The organism is Peribacillus sp. Aquil_B1 (assembly GCF_022603275.1).
GTDB lineage: Bacteria > Bacillota > Bacilli > Bacillales > DSM-1321 > Peribacillus.
In genome coordinates, this window is sequence record NZ_JAKXEE010000001.1 from 1799827 (window position 1) to 1815982 (window position 16156).

The 16156-nt window shown below is 38.6% G+C and carries 12 protein-coding genes; 9 read left to right on the plus strand and 3 right to left on the minus strand.

All coding sequences use genetic code 11. From position 1 onward, the window contains the following. Positions 1 to 390 precede the first annotated feature (390 nt). The 6 genes from MPH60_RS08935 to MPH60_RS08960 all read left to right on the plus strand — a co-directional run bounded on the left by MPH60_RS08935 (position 391) and on the right by MPH60_RS08960 (position 8963). On the plus strand, positions 391 to 1809 hold the full coding sequence (locus tag MPH60_RS08935) for an amino acid permease (protein WP_241591051.1): 1419 nt from the start codon (positions 391 to 393) through the stop codon (positions 1807 to 1809). Positions 1810 to 2043: 234 nt separating this feature from the next. Then, entirely contained in the window at positions 2044 to 2796 is a 753-nt protein-coding gene (locus tag MPH60_RS08940; RefSeq protein WP_241590866.1) for a hypothetical protein, read from the plus strand. Positions 2797 to 3080: 284 nt separating this feature from the next. Beyond that, a complete protein-coding gene (locus MPH60_RS08945) occupies positions 3081 to 4076 on the plus strand; it encodes a cation diffusion facilitator family transporter (RefSeq protein WP_241590864.1) in 996 nt (331 codons plus the stop codon). A gap of 163 nt (positions 4077 to 4239) precedes the next feature. Further along, positions 4240 to 4989, plus strand: coding sequence for a Cof-type HAD-IIB family hydrolase (locus tag MPH60_RS08950; protein WP_336275409.1), 750 nt, complete (start codon positions 4240 to 4242; stop codon positions 4987 to 4989). A gap of 172 nt (positions 4990 to 5161) precedes the next feature. After that, positions 5162 to 6160 carry an NAD(P)H-dependent flavin oxidoreductase gene (locus tag MPH60_RS08955; protein ID WP_241590862.1) on the plus strand — a complete coding sequence of 333 codons (999 nt, stop codon included), beginning with the start codon at positions 5162 to 5164 and terminating at the stop codon, positions 6158 to 6160. A gap of 406 nt (positions 6161 to 6566) precedes the next feature. Continuing rightward, entirely contained in the window at positions 6567 to 8963 is a 2397-nt protein-coding gene (locus MPH60_RS08960; RefSeq protein ID WP_241590861.1) for a YhgE/Pip family protein, read from the plus strand. Positions 8964 to 9162: 199 nt separating this feature from the next. Here MPH60_RS08960 and MPH60_RS08965 read toward each other — a convergent pair whose 3' ends face one another. From MPH60_RS08965 to MPH60_RS08975, 3 genes are all read right to left on the minus strand, one after another. Next, complete coding sequence (locus MPH60_RS08965; protein ID WP_054395691.1) at positions 9163 to 9762, minus strand: exonuclease domain-containing protein; 600 nt, start codon at positions 9760 to 9762, stop codon at positions 9163 to 9165. 173 nt (positions 9763 to 9935) lie between these two features. Further along, on the minus strand, positions 9936 to 10817 hold the full coding sequence (locus MPH60_RS08970; RefSeq protein ID WP_241590860.1) for a helix-turn-helix domain-containing protein: 882 nt from the start codon (positions 10815 to 10817) through the stop codon (positions 9936 to 9938). Between the two features lie 589 nt (positions 10818 to 11406). Beyond that, positions 11407 to 12033, minus strand: a complete 627-nt coding sequence (locus tag MPH60_RS08975; protein ID WP_241590858.1) for a CAP domain-containing protein — start codon at positions 12031 to 12033, stop codon at positions 11407 to 11409. 521 nt (positions 12034 to 12554) lie between these two features. Here MPH60_RS08975 and MPH60_RS08980 point away from each other — a divergent pair. The 3 genes from MPH60_RS08980 (at position 12555) to MPH60_RS08990 (ending at position 16062) form a co-directional block, all read left to right on the plus strand. Next, positions 12555 to 13133, plus strand: coding sequence for a GNAT family N-acetyltransferase (locus MPH60_RS08980; RefSeq protein WP_241590856.1), 579 nt, complete (start codon positions 12555 to 12557; stop codon positions 13131 to 13133). 154 nt (positions 13134 to 13287) lie between these two features. Then, a complete protein-coding gene (locus MPH60_RS08985; RefSeq protein WP_241590854.1) occupies positions 13288 to 13722 on the plus strand; it encodes a DMT family transporter in 435 nt (144 codons plus the stop codon). Positions 13723 to 14427: 705 nt separating this feature from the next. Next, positions 14428 to 16062 (plus strand): peptide ABC transporter substrate-binding protein, encoded by a 1635-nt coding sequence (locus MPH60_RS08990; RefSeq protein WP_241590852.1) that lies wholly within the window; start codon positions 14428 to 14430, stop codon positions 16060 to 16062. Positions 16063 to 16156 lie beyond the last annotated feature (94 nt).

Genomic DNA, 16156 nt, shown 5'->3' on the forward strand with positions numbered 1-16156 from the left:
ATCCTTTTTTTGGCATGGATATTGCTTTTATTTATATATGTATAAAATTTTAGTGAGAGAGGGTGCTTTTATAAAAGGAAGAGTGAGGAAAGAAAGGATAGAGCTGGATACCTATATTTTTACATAAAAGGACTGTACTAAGGTTCTTTGTACTCCGTTGAGGTGCTGATGCTAGTAAAGAGGGAGTATAAATGGAAAAGCGGTTACGGTTAATAGAGTATATGCTGTCCAATATACATATATCGATAGTGAAGTTGGCCTCATTAAAAACTAATGATGAAATGGGAATAGGACTGTAAACATGATTTTTGAATGAAAGATTACTACTAAAGCACCCATGTGCAGTGGTTTACTGCTTACAAAACGGTAATTAGACAGTTTTAAAGGATGGTGACAATAGTGGCACTTCAAACAAATGAATTGAAACATGGTCTTAAGACCAGGCATGTCACAATGATTTCTATTGGCGGGGTAATTGGGGCAGGACTATTTATCGGAAGCGGAACAATAATAGAGTCAGCTGGGCCTGGTGCTATTTTATCGTATATAATCGCAGGATTGATGATCGTGCTTATAATGCGCATGCTGGGTGAAATGGCTGTGGTAAATCCTGATAGCGGATCCTTTTCAACATATGCGCATCAAGCATTTGGTCCCTGGGCCGGATACACGATCGGCTGGTTATACTGGTTCAACTGGGTTATCATCATTGCTATTGAAACTACGTTATTGGGTACTATGATTCATGATTGGTTTCCTGGTATTCCTATGTGGGCTGCTAGTCTATCCTTTCCTATATTAATGACGATTACGAATATCTATTCAGTCAAAGCTTATGGGGAATTTGAATACTGGTTAGCATTCATGAAAGTGGCTGCCATTGTAATATTCCTTTTCCTGGGTGCCGCCATGATTTTCGGATTTGTTCCGGGATTTGATTCACCAGGCCTTTCAAACATTACTGGAGATGGAGGATTTTTACCAAAAGGATTTCTGCCTGTCCTTCTTAGTGTGATATTCATTACTTTCTCTTTATCGGGAAGTGAGGTAGCTGCCATTGCTGCAGGAGAGTCTGAAAACCCTGAAAAAAATATTATTAGAGCCATAAACAGTGTTGTATGGCGTCTCCTTCTTTTCTTTGTTGGTTCAGTGACCGTGTTGGTTCTCGTAATCCCCCAAGGGGCTGAAGATTTACTGAAAACCCCTTATGCCAGCGTATTTGACATGGCAGGCCTGCCGGCAGCGGGTCAAATCATGAATATCGTAATCTTCACTTCATTGCTTTCTGTTTTGAATTCAGGCCTATATACAAGCTCTCGCATGTTATATTCTTTATCAAAAAAAGGGGATGCACCGAAAATCCTTTCCCGAGTGAATAAGCGGGGAATCCCGATTTGGGCGTTAATGGCAAGTGTTTTCTTTGCATATGTGTTCACGACATTTAAATTTGTTTCTCCTGATAAATTGTTTGCTTTTCTCGCAAACAGCTCTGGAGGAGTCACTATGATCATGTATATCTTTATCGCCTTTTCTCATCTATATTTACGGAAAAAGACGGAAAAAGAAAATCCCGGGACACTCAAAGTGAAAATGTGGCTATTCCCTTATTTAACCTACGTGACCATTGCCGTATTATTTATTATATTCGTTGCTCAGGCGTTTATTGATTCCATGAGATTGCAATTCTTTCTTACAACCCTTCTCACGATTCTAGTAATTGGGTCATACTTTCTGTTTTATCATAAGAAAAACGTAATTACTCCTGAACAAGATGCAAAACTAAAAAATATTCACGTTAAGGAAGGGTAATGGATACAGTGGTTTTTTCAATTAAAGAAAGAAAAGATTGACTATTCAAATAAGGGCTGCTCTTAGTGGGCAGCTTTTTTTCTGGTTCCAAAAATGATCGCATTCTTTTCATGGAAAGGATTTAAGCGTGTGCGGATTTCTGACTGCAATCAACCCATTACGATACTCATTCATTTGCAACTTTGAAATCCTTTGCTAGAATATAATCTATAGAAAAGATTAGGAGTGGTTACTGTGGCTGAAACTCCAGCTGAAGATTTGATTCATTATATCGCACCAAAAGGAGAATATATCCCTTTTTTAGATGATACGGACTATATCGCTAAAGGATTGGAATGGAAATTATTCACTGCCCGTTCGGTAAAAAGAGAACTAGTATATAAAAGCGGAAGCGTTCAAGCAAAAGTCAAATTGGCTGGTTATGAACAATACGGCAACGGACTTGACACTATAGTCGTTCAATTTGAAAATGGTAAGCTTAGTTGCATTAACCCTTCCTATTTAAAGGAAATGCAAAGCTCCAGTTTCGGAAAAGAATTATTGAGTGGACCTGTTTCTGAAACCGCCGCAGTTCCAAGTGAAACTGAGCAGGTGATGGAAGCGCCAATTACGGAAAACCCCGATCAGCTAAGTGCAGAACCAAAAAAAGCAAAAACCAAAACTAAAAAAACGACAGCAAAACCTAAGTTGGACTTACCTGGGGAAAAAGTGCATTTCACTGCGACCGTCAAGGAGTTCACGGCGAAAATGAACCATTTCACTGGTGAAGAAGATGAAGTCATACTATTGGAGAATGTCAAAGTGACAACGGAACCTGAATTGACAATCGGCGATGCTTGGTGTGGTTATAGCAAGACATTGAAAAAAGCTGAGCTTGAAGAAGGGGACGAGATCGAATTTGATGGAAAGGTGGTCGACAAAAAATATAATAAAGAAATACGCTATAAAGTAAATAATCCATCTAAGTTAGTGAAAAAGGAAGGATAATCGCTTGAAGTTCTTAGGTGATCTGGAGTAAGCCGCCGCTTACTCCTTTTTTTGTTGCATTAATCAGTCTTGAAATGGAAGCGTTCATTGTGAACTTATTAGAATAGTTGAGTCCGATTCTGGAATATATTCGATTGTGGGAGATACAACTTAAAAACCAAAATAATGCAAATTATTCGCTAATCGTATAATTAAGGATTTCCTTTTGTGGTTTCATATATTCCAGTGTTGGGGATAATACATTATGAAAATGGATTTATAAAAAGATTAGGGGGGGTTTCTAAATGAAAGAATTATTTCGGTTATTGAAACAAGGTAATAAATCGGCGTTCACTGCTGCCTGTGTGAATAGTATCATCGCTGTGCTAAAGGGGATTGCTTACTTCATGACAGGGAATGTTGCTATGTTTGCTGAAACTTTACATACTTTGGGCGATGCTGCGAATCAGTTTTTCGTCTTCATTGGTTCCGCACTAAGTAAAAAGGCACCAACTGATCGATTCCCTGATGGTTTTGGACGTTTGGTTAACCTTGTATTATTAGGGGCAGTATTGGTAGTCGGAATCATGTCTTATGAAACGATTAAAGAAGGGTTTCATCACATTTTGCACCCTTCAGAATCAACTGGTATCCTTATTAACTTGTCCGTCCTTTTCTTAGCGGTTGTGTTGGAATCATATGTATTATTTAAAGCGATGAAAGAAGTGGTGCATGAGACTGGAATCGAAGCTAAAGGAGCAGCTGTCATATTTAAGAGCTTCACTGGTTTAAAAAGAGCAAAACCAGCGACGAAATTAGTATTCATGGAAGATATGGTAGCGACCGGTGGCGGAGTGCTTGCGATAATTGCCATTTTATTAGCAAACTTCACTCCTTTCATCCAAGCGGAAGGTGTTGCTTCCGTCATGATCGGTCTCGGTATGTTCTATGTGGTTGGAAGGGTTTTTCTTGATAATGCTGCAGGGGCTCTTGGGGAAGCCGATATTGAAATGCGACAAAAAATCGGGACGATGGTCATGGATGATCCAGACGTAAGGGATATACAGAAACTGGCCGTATTAAAAGAAGGGGAAGACTTCCATGTTGAACTTGAAGTCGAACTTGATCCCCATATTTCAATCGCCCAAGCGGATGACATTAAAGATCGGCTGTTTACTGAGATATTCAAGGAAAGAGGGGTAACGGATGTCATTATAGAATTTGATGAAAATGATGGTGTCCCAAAATGGGAAGGTCAAATAAAAAAAGAATTGAATGAAATGAAAAAAGACAGGGAGTAGAAAGAATGGCATAATACAAAGTGTCATGACAAGCAATTTGTCTGATTATAAATATCACGACACTAATGATAAATTCCTGTTCAATTCTTCACGTTCTTTCCTTGCGCATGCTTTATAAGCTATCATGGACTTAGTTACATAAAGAAGGATTATGAAAGGGTGAATACGATTGGAGAAACAAGATATTAAGCTAGTTGCACTTGATATGGATGGCACGCTGCTCAATAAGGCTGGAGAGATATCTGAAGAAAATCGCAGAGCGATAAAAAAAGCCGAAAATCAAGGGGTTTTTGTGGTATTGAGCACAGGAAGGTCTTATGCGACATGCAGTGATTTTGCAAAGTCAATGGAACTTCAATCATACCTCATTACGGTAAACGGAAGTGAAATTTACGATAATCATGGAAAACTGGTGGAAAGGAATATCGTCGATAGCGATTCCATACAATGGATGTGGGAATTAAGCCAAAAACATGGCACTCATTTCTGGGCAATAAGCTGCGATAATATTTACAGGGCTGAAATGCCTGAGAAAATCCACGATTCGCAATGGCTTAAATTCGGATTTGATACAGATGATGAAAGCATTCGCAAAATCATCATGGATGAACTGGTATCAAAGGGAAACTTTGAAATAAGTAATTCAAGCCCGACGAATATTGAAGTGAATGCCATGGGCGTAAATAAGGCGAAAGCGATAAAGCTCGTATGTTCATTGATCGATATTACGATGGATAATGTTATGGCAGTGGGTGACAGCCTTAATGACCTTGCAATGATTTCTGAAGCAAAAGTGGGTGTGGCAATGGGAAACGCCCAAGAAATTGTGAAAGAAAAAGCAGATTGGGTTACAGCGACAAACGAAGAAGATGGTGTGGCTAAGGCCATTCGTAAATGGGCGCTTTCAAATTGAATCGACACTGTATATGGGAACTACTCCATATACAGTTTTTTTATAGAAATGGCGATGCCGACAATGAAATGTTAGCTGCCGAATTAATTTCTTGAAAATTGTGTATATTAGAAGTATGATAATCTTGTAGTGTTATATTTTGGTAATATATTAATAATGGGAGGTTTAATGGATGACTAGAAGTTTGCCTGAACAGTGGTGGAATCAATTATCTTTACCAGTTATCTCAGCACCTATGTTTTTAATATCCGGTCCTGAGTTAGTGAAAGAATGCTGTTTGAATGGGGTGATCGGCTCTTTTCCAGCACCGAATGCGCGTCCGATAGAGGTACTGGATCAATGGATGGGTGACATAAACGACACATTGATTGCAGCAAAGGCTAAAGAACCAGGCTCAAAGATTGCTCCATGGGCAATGAATATGGTGGTCCACCGTACATATAGCCGGCTTGAAGAAGAGTTGGAATTGGTCAAAAAGCATCAGCCTCCCATCGTCATTACATCATTAGGTTCACCCAAACATGTGGTGGATGTCGTACATAGCTATGGCGGCTTGGTCTTTTCGGATGTCAGCTCTGTGGATTTTGCAAAAAAAGCTGCGGAGTCAGGTGTGGACGGATTGATCTTGGTTGCCGCGGGAGCCGGTGGTCATGCGGGTGAGATAAATAGCTTTGCTTTTGTGGACAGCGTAAGGACATTCTGGGACGGAATCATTTTGCTTGCCGGATCCATCAGTACTGGTCACAGTATTTTGGCAGCTCAGGCAGCTGGAGCGGATCTTGCATATATGGGTACACGTTTTATCGTGGCGAAAGAGAGCAGGGCAAATGATGAATATCGTGAAATGCTTGTCGATTGTGATCATGATGACATCATCTTGACTGATGCATTTTCAGGCGTTAATTGTAATATGCTGAAACCGAGCATCAGAAAGGAAGGCATGGACCCGGAACAATTAGCCAAAAAAGAAAAAGTCGATTTTGACAGCATGTCCAAACCATCTGAATCTAAAGCGTGGCGTGATATTTGGTCAGCGGGTCATGGTGTAGGGGCAATTAAAAAAATAGATACCGCTGCCGGCATCATTAAACAATTGGAAAAAGAGTATCAGGAGTCCTTGAAGAAATTGACGGGGCAGGCGGAAAAATTAAAAAGAATTATATCGAAATGATATGAAAGCGCTTTATTAATTATGTTAATATAGCTAACAAAAAGGGGATCCATATTGGATCCCCTTTTTTGCCATGTAATATCAGAGATATTTCATGATAAGGTCTTAATCGGCTAAAAAGGCAATCTAAATAGGATATAAAGAGAAAAGCAGTAAATATACATATAGGACTGTGAAAAAATATTGATAAAAAGAAGGATAAATGTTATATTATTTTCGTGATATTGACCAAATGAACAATATGGTCATTAATTATTGGTTGTTTAAAAATTATATATATTAAGGTGAACAAGAATTTAAATTATATATTGCAGAAGCAAATGACTTAATTATGTATTCTTCAATCAGTTTTCACCTAGATAGATTAATAAACGGCATATTCGCCGTATAGGAGGGCTTGGTAGGCGTGTTAAAATCTTTAAAGGGTGAATTTTTAGCCATAATAAAACATCCTATGATACTCATTTCCATAATAGGGATCATACTGATTCCTCTATTATATAGCGGCACGTTCCTGTGGGCATTTTGGGATCCATATGGTAAGGTCGACCAGTTGCCTGTTGCCATTGTCAATATGGATGAGGGTGCGGAGTTCAATGAGTCGGAACTTACAATAGGAAAAGATTTAGTCAAGGAATTAAAGGAAAAGAAGGATTTCGATTGGCATTTCGTCAGTCAAAAAGAAGCCAATGAAGGTCTGGAAAATCAAGATTATTACATGAAAATAGAAATCCCGAAAAACTTTTCGAAAAATGCAACGACCTTACAGGAGGACAATCCGGAAAAACTTGATTTAATTTATACGTCCAATGAAGGGTTCAACTATATATCGACTAAAATAGGGGACGCAGCTTCGGAGAGAATTAAAGGGGAGGTATCGTCAGCCGTTACGAAAACCTATGCGGAGTCAATGTTCGATAATTTGAACGAAGTGGCTGACGGACTCAAAAGTGCCAGTGATGGAGCTGGGGAATTGAAAGATGGGACAGATACAGTGAAGAACGGATCCAGTGAACTTGGTGAAGGGATTAACTCAGCTAAAGAAGGTTCCAAAAAAGTGGATGAAGGAATTGATTCCCTTCATTCAGGTTCTGTAGAAATCCATGAAAACTTGGAAAAACTAGCTGAAAAATCATTGACCTTTTCGAATGGGGTCGGTTCGGCGGCTGCAGGATCAAAAGAACTCAATCAAGGGTTACAACAGTTTAGCTCTGGTGTTGGACAAATGAAAGATGGACAATCCGAGCTTTTGCAAGGAGCCAAGAAATCTGAAGCGGGAACTGGTGAATTGGCCTCAGGACTGCAGCAGTCATTAGAGGGATTCAATCAAATAGAAGAAAAGCTGCCCGCTTTGAATGAGGGAGCAAATGGTGTAGCGGCTGGTGCTGCCCAGCTTTCAGGTTCATTGTCTGAATGGAGCGCAGCATCGAACGAGGCAAAAGCGGGGGCATCTGAAGTGTCGGCAGGTTTGGATGAGGTTATTTCCGGATTGAAACAACAATCTGAAGCTACGGATGATCCTGCGGAGAAAGCGCGTTTGCAGGAAGTGATTTCTTCTCTAACCCGCATCAGTGAAGGTAGTAAAGGAGTTTCTGAAGGAGTAGGGAAACTATCAGCCAGTGCAACTGAAATTGCGAAAGGCTCAAATGGCCTTAGTGATGGAGCAAAACAGTTAGGTGAAGGAACAAGTGCATTAAGCGGCGGTTTCACTCAATTAAAGCAAGCTCAGGATAAACTTGCCAATGGGGCGAATGAACTGAAAAATGGTCAAGGCCAATTGGTGTCTGGTTTGACAACATTTGGCGATAGTATAGATTCAGCGCAAAGTGGGCTTGGACAGTTAACTGAAGGCAGCAACAACTTGGTAAGCGGGCTTGATCAGCTTGAAGATGGCTCCAAGCAATTATCAAGTGGGACCTCACAGCTTTCCGAAGGTTCGAAAGGTCTGGTTACCGGAACGGATAAGTTGAAAGAAGGTTCATCCAGCCTTACAAGCGGTATGGGAGAACTGGCGAATGGAGCCATTAAGTTACAGGATGGAATCGCAAAACTCTCAGATGGATCTGCAGAATTGCATGAGGAATTAAATGATGGGGCAAACGAAGCAGGCAAGATAAAATCCAATGAAGAAGTATATGACATGTTTGCAAGCCCTGTTAAAGTGGATAAATTACCAATTAATAATGTCCCGAACTATGGCACAAGTTTTGCACCATATTTAATTTCATTAAGTTTATTTATCGGGGCTATCGTTCTGACGATCATTTTCCCGTTAAGAGATCCTGCTGTTAAACCGGCGAGTGGATTTAGCTGGTTTATTAGTAAATACAGCGTCATGGCTCTTATAGGAATCTGTCAAGCCATATTGGTGGACACGATTTTAATTTTAGGCCTTGGAATCAATGTTACGAGCCTGCCGCTATTTTTTGCAGTAAGCATTCTTGCTAGCTGCACATTCATGGCAATCATTCAGTTCCTTGGTTCAGCCTTTGACAATCCTGGCCGGTTCATAGCATTATTGATTTTGATTCTTCAACTGACAAGCAGTGGCGGAACATTCCCAAATGAATTGGTTCCTGGCTTCCTGCAAGGATTCACACCGTTCTTACCGATGACTTACTCTATTAATGCTTTTCGGGCAGTGATCTCAACAGGAGATTATAGCTTCATGTGGCATAATCTTGGCATATTGGCCATATTCCTCGCCGCGGCATTAATATTATCACTTCTTTACTTTGTGCATCGGCATAAGAAATTGAACGGCGCATTAAATGAACAACAGGAAGAAGCAACTGTACAATGATCAAAAAAACAGCGACCCAAATGGGTCGCTGTTTTTTGATAAATATCAGGTAATAAGTGAAATGCAGGAAAATAATAGTTCCCCTAATATAACGCCCATCTTAAAGATATGCATTCCTGCTCACATGGAACGGGCAACGGATTGTTTGTGACAAATCATTGGTGCAAGCCACAAAACAATGAAGTAATTAATTAAATGGCTATACCCTTGTCTTTTGGGAAGCAGGTGCATATTTCTTCATCGGATTTTTTGCAATGACATCTTTTAAATAAGGATGGCCAGAAGGACCTGGTTTTCTCATAAGTTCCATTAAGTAAGAAATATCGTCCATAGCCCTGTGTGTTTGAAAATTGGTGATATTATGTGCCTGCAGTAATGTTAAGAGTTTACTATTTTCAAATCCGTATTGCTTCCAAGGTACATTCCTCATCGTACAGAACCACTTTTGATCATTGATTTCCGGATACATTTGGTAGAGAAAACTTCTATCGAAAGAAGCATTATGTGCGAAAATCGAATCGGTACGGGCAATGAAGGATTTAATTTTTTCATCGTGAAAACTTTTTCCTTCTACGGAGCTGTATGGAATTCCATGAATTCTATATGCTTGGTCATAATTCCTTCTTGCTCCATAGGAGAGAGGCTCCCTTAAAAATGATTCCTGATCAATAAGATTAATGATTTCCCCTGTTTCACTGCTGTATGTAAAGAGTATAAGGGCAAGCTCGATTATTTCATCTGAAGAGGGACGTAAACCAGTTGTTTCTACATCAAGTACTAAACCTAATCTATTAGACAATTTTTTCTCCTCCAGTTGGGTAACATTCTTCTATTATAGCTGACATAGAAGAGCTATTGTAACTATTATGATCGTTTTAAAGGATTTGAAATTGATTGAAGGTAAGGGAAAACTAACGTACTAAAAAAAGATAGAGATTTTAAAGCAATCTCTACCGTTTAATCCATTGAAGTTCATAAGCATTGCAAAATGCATTCCAATTCATGTTCGGCAATTTTTACGAATTCTTCGTTTTTTTGAAGGCTGAAAATGTTCTTGGATTGCTTTATATAGTGCAGTCCTTCTTCAGGTTGTTGTAGATGAACCAGATTTTTACCAGTTAAAAGATGGAGTTCCGCATATAAATATAATGATTCTATCGAATTACAAATGTTAATCCCTTTAAGAGTATAATTTAATGATTCCTGATAATAATGAAGTTCAGTCAATGTTTGTGCTAATCCATGAATGATCTTCACGATAATGGTACCTTCTTGATTCACATGGGGAATATTCTCGATAAATTCCAGAGCTTCATTGAAGATGGTGACGGCCTCTTCATAATTCTTCGTTTTAAAATGGATGATCCCGATACTGTTTAAGACTTCTATTTCCTGTTGATGAAGAATGACCCGTTTACCCATCGTAATCTGAATGGCCTCATTCAATAATTCTATAGCCTTTTGTTTGTCATTGTATAAATAAAAAAAAGAGATACCTTCATGCCATTTTAAGAATTGATAAAATGATATCGATTTTTCCGGTGCAGTGGCCATTTCTTTTTGGACGATTTCATAAATTGCTTTATAGTTACGTGTCCGTTTGTATTTGTTAATCAAAAGTTTAATGGTTTCTATGTAATTATAAATCGGTTCATTTTTGGTAGTGAAAAAATACGGCAAGTCAACTTTAAGTTTATCCGCAAAAAGTGCCAATTCATCAATGGTTGGAGAAGTGATGCTTCTTTCATAATCTGACAGGGCATTAGATTCACATATATCCTTAGCCAGTTCTTCCTTTGTTAGATTTTGTTTTATTCGTAATTCGTTGATAACAGAGCCAATCTCTATTTTCATTACAACTGCCCCTTTGTACCTATGTCTAGAATTCTATTTTAACATAATTTAATTTTTATCAGTAATATAATCGAAAGATAGTATGTTATAACTACTTTACGTGTTTTCCTTAGGTATCCATCCAACTAAAAAATAATCAAGAACGTTATCATATTGAAGCGATCAAACTTAAAATGACGTCTTTTCGATATAAAGTGGGAAAGGTACATAATCACGGATAATAACAATCATTAGACTTGGAATATAAGAATAAATAAAAAGAGGCGGCAATCTGCCGCCTCTCAGATTGTAGACAAATTCGATGAAAATCGAGCTAGCCTACAGTTTTTTATTTAAAAAAAGTTGCAGTTGATTTCAGAAATTCACTCCCTTTCCGCCGACTGTCTGCCAATCCTCATCGACGCAAGCGTCTGTGGGGTCTCGGCTAGCCAGTTATTCGGCAGGAGTGTCGCAAATTTCTTTAATTTAATGAGGTTTCATTCATGAAGGATGACCAAGTTCCTTCTATTATCATGGTCAGGGGTGAGAGCATCCCTAACTTCCTTTAGTCGACAAACTCAAAGGCGGCAATCTGCCGCCTCTTACGATTTTAATTTCCAATGAATTCTTGGGTCCAATAGTGGGCGTATTTCCCACCTGTCACATGCCCAATTCCAATATGTGTATAGTTCTTGTTCAGGATATTGGCCTTATGTCCGGGGCTGTTCATCCAGGATTTCATGACAGCATCCGCACTAGGTTGACCTGCTGCGATATTTTCCCCTGCGTACTCGTAATTGATTCCAAAGGATTTCATCATATCGAAAGGCGATCCATAATTCGGGCTTGTATGATTGAAATAATTATGATCACGCATATCCTCAGATTTCAGAATTGCTACGTTAGAAACGGCTGTATCCATTTCAAGGGGAGGGAGGCCCGATTTTGAACGTTCTTCGTTAACTAAACTAAGAACCCGCTGTTCAACTGATTGACTTTCTTTTTGATTTACTGTGGTTTTGGATGCCGGAAGATTTATGATTTGTCCGATTCGAATTTGATTTGCATCCTTTATAGCAGAGTTCGTTTCGAGTAATTCGTCCATGCTGACATCATATTCAGAAGCAATTTTCGTTAAGGTATCTCCTTTTTCCACCTCGTAAGTATTGGCTCCCATAGCAACTTTTGGAGATAGAAGGGCTAGAGACAGTGCCGATAAAAGGATGATTTTCTTCATTTTGATTCCTCCTAGTAGAATATCTGGATTGGAAGTATAGTATGCTATAAAAATAGTTTTGTGTAAAATTAGATCATTCAAATCCTTGGTTGCTATGGGAAAAAGGTATCTAATAGGAACAGAATAATAAGGGTCCATATAACCCTGGAAGTGTTAATGGTAGACCAAAATCATAGGGCTTTTTGATAGATTGGAAAAATTATTTCATGCAGAAAAAGAATCATTTTATGATTGCTGATAATGATGTCAGGGGTAAATAATAAGGACTCAAAAATGATAAGTGGTTATATGGAACTAAATGAAAAATATCATATTGTTAGTACATTTATTATTGTTATGGAGGAAACGGACTGCTTATAATGCCATAAATCATCAGAGTTTGATTACAAAGGGAGGGCATGTGGAATCGGCATTGTACGTTAAGGAAAGGAATTTTTCAAAAAGTATTGTCCATTAAGACAGGTATCTCTTCTTCATGAATCGAATTAAGTAGACAACTGAATATACGGAGGGATTCTTCAATGTGGTTTAAGGAATTGGAAACAGAAAGGCTGCGTTTAATCGAAATAGGTCACCATCATGCTGAAAGTCTGTTTGAAATCCTCTCTAAAGATGAAGTGACCAAATATGATGGGATAGAAAGTTTAACTCTAGTAGAAGATGCCCGCCGCTTAATCGATTCGTTTAAAAGTGCTTATATTAACAAACGTGGGATGCGATGGGGAGTCATTTTAAAAGATTCAGGCAAATTCATCGGTACCGTTGGCCTGAGTCAATTGAGCCTAGCCAACAAACGCGCCGAAATAGGATATGAAATCCATCCTGAATATTGGAGGAAATACTTTACGTCTGAAGCTGTCAACGAAGTATTGCGTTATTGCTTTGAAGAATTGAGACTTAACAGAATCGCCGCTTTAACTTTCAAGGATAATATTGCATCCCAAAACCTATTGAAGAAATTTGGATTCAAAGAGGAAGGCAGCCTCCGAAGTTATCTATTTCTTCGTGAACAATCGCATGATGCCCTGGTATTTTCCTTGTTGAGTACGGAGTATTGCCCGTTACGGCAACAAAGTGTTCAGGGATCAAAGAGGTTTTAGTTTAATATAGAAGATTGCAGCTGGCCCAAGTGCCAGTTTTTTTATTTGCAGATGATTTTATCACAGCAAAGGACAATATACATATTTTTCATGTTAAAATGGAATGCGAATTCATTAATAGTCTGGATGGACATAAAAAAGGAGCGAAATCATTGTGAAGGTATTATTTCCGTTGCTTGCGGTCTTAGGCGGCATCACCATTGCCATACAAGGACAAATCAATGGTGGATTAGGGAAAAAGGTGGGGGTCATTGAAGCTTCCTTCATTTCGTTTGGAATCGGGACTCTTGCTTTATTATTTATTGTTTTGTTTGCGGGAAATGGAAATATTTCTGCCATCGCGTCTGTACCCAAATGGCAATTAACAGGCGGACTGTTAGGGGCTATTTATGTCATTGTGATCGTATTGGTCGTGCCTCGGATTGGAGTGGCACCGGCATTAGTCGGGGTTATAGCAGGCCAGATAATTATCGGGGCTGTCATTGACCATTTCGGTTTATTTGGAGGGGTACGCATCCCTTTGGATGTGAAAAAGGTGGCAGGCATATGCTTACTTTTCGTGTCATTATATTTATTTAATCATAAATGAGTAAGGGTCATTTTTGATTGAAACGACGGGTACATATAGGGGAGAATGAAGCGATATTTCTATTCTCCTATAGTTATTACCCATTATTTGGTGATTGATTAAAGAGAACTAAATATTTTAATGAAGTAATGCATTATCCTACTAAAATATATGATATGAGAGGGGATGGGTTGCTAGGAAAGTGGTCTTAGTAACCAATCCACTCTAAATTATTAGAATATTTAGAAATAAATAGACGAGAGAACCTATATGAATACTGATTTAGAAGTGTTTGGAAAAACACCTGGAAGCCGGAAGTCCTTTTTACGACAATTAGGTGATCATTTCTATTTACCTAGTATCTAGATCGAATTGATTAGCAATTAATTACTATATTGTGAAAAAGTACTCACTGGTTTATTGATTTTTTGATTTATTCGTAATATACTTAAAATTCAACATCTTTAATTCGAGGTATAGTTTCCTTAGCGAGGTTGAAAAGAGGGTGATTTTTAACTAGTAAACTGCATTAATTGCTTTTATAGGTAGAAATACAGATTTATGCAAACGGTTCGCTAGTTGTTTTTTGGTGAATTCCTGCAATGAATGCTTCTAACTTTCCTCGCTGACATTATTTGTACTATACGGAAGATTAATAGGTGTTAGAAGGATAATCTCTTAAATGGGATTATTCTAAGAAAGATTAAAGATGAGGGGGAATATTTTTTGAAAAAGTCTAAATTTTCAGTGCTTGCTCTTCTTATGGCCATCATGCTTATGCTTGCGGCATGCAATGGCGGTTCGAAGGAAACTTCGAATGAAAAAGAAGGAGGCTCGGGTGACTCATCCGGATCAAAAGTATTAAACGTAAACAATTCGAGTGAACCTGGTTCGCTTCACCCTGCAAATGCACAAGGTACTCATGAATCATGGATCCTTGAACATACATTTGAGGGACTGACAAAGAAAACAGAAGAAGGCAAAATCGTACCTGGTTCTGCAGAATCATGGGAAATAAGTGAAGATGGATTAACGTGGACATTCAAATTGAAAGATGGTTTGAAATGGTCAAATGGAGATCCGCTTACAGCCAATGACTTCGAATATGCTTGGAAATATGCTTTGAAACCGGAAACGGCTGCTGATTATGCTTACCAACTTTATTATCTAAAAGGCGGGGAAGCATACAACAGTAAGAAAGGGAAGGAAGAGGACGTAGGGGTTAAAGCGACAGACGAACATACATTAGTCGTTACTTTGGAACAGCCTACACCGTATTTCCTTGACTTGACTTCTTTCTATACTTTCTATCCAATCAATAAAAAGGTACAGGAAGAAAACCCAAAATGGGCTTTGGATGCAAAAACCCACGTTTCAAACGGGCCGTTCAAATTAACGGAATGGAAACATAAAGAAAGCCTGAAAATCGAAAAGAATGAAAATTACTACGATAAAGATAAAATCAAATTGGATGCAGTTAACTTTGCTCTAATTGAAGATGAAAATACAGCATGGCAAATGTATCAGAGTGGCGAATTGGACCTCGCTTATCCACTGCCAGTGGATATTCAAGGTCAAATGGTCAATTCTGATGATAAAGAATTCAAAATGGGCAAAGAACTTGCTGTTTACTACTACAACTTTAATACGGAAGTGAAACCTTTCAATAATGCAAAAGTAAGGAAAGCGCTTTCAATGGCTATCGAGCGTCAAAAAATCACCGAAAATGTTGCTCAAGGCGGACAAAAGCCTGCTTTCGGCGTAGTCCCTCCGGGTATTCCTGATGCAACTGGAGATTTCCAGGAAAATACAGGTAACCTATTTAAGGAAGATGTTACCGAAGCTAAGAAATTGTTAAAAGAAGGACTTGCTGAAGAAGGCATGAAAGAATTACCAGAGTTTTCAATTTTGTATAACACGTTAGATTCACACAAGAAAATTGCTGAAGCGGTTCAAGGAATGTGGCGCGATAACTTGGGTGTAGAAGTGACACTTGAAAATGCAGAATTCCAAGTTAAGCTTGACCGTGAAAAAGCTGGTGACTTTGAAATTTCCCGTGCAGGATGGGTTGGTGACTATGTTGACCCGATGACATTCATGCTTTGGGAAACGGACGGCGCCTATAATGATGCAGGTTGGTCAAACAAAGAATATGATAATTTATTAAAAGAAGCAAAATCTACAATGGATCCAAAAGAACGCATGGATGCTTTGCATAAAGCAGAGAAAGTCATGATTGACGAAATGCCGATCCTTCCGGTTTACTTCTATACAAAACCATATATGGTTAAATCGAATGTTACTGGAGTTTTTGCTCCAATTAACGCTTATCCGAACTTTATTTACGCGGATAAAAAATAATAGAAGGATAATAGTGAAATGGGAGGTATGTCCGATTAAGGACATACCCCATTTTTCAATTGCGAATTTGAATATTTCATGCATTCATTTCCGT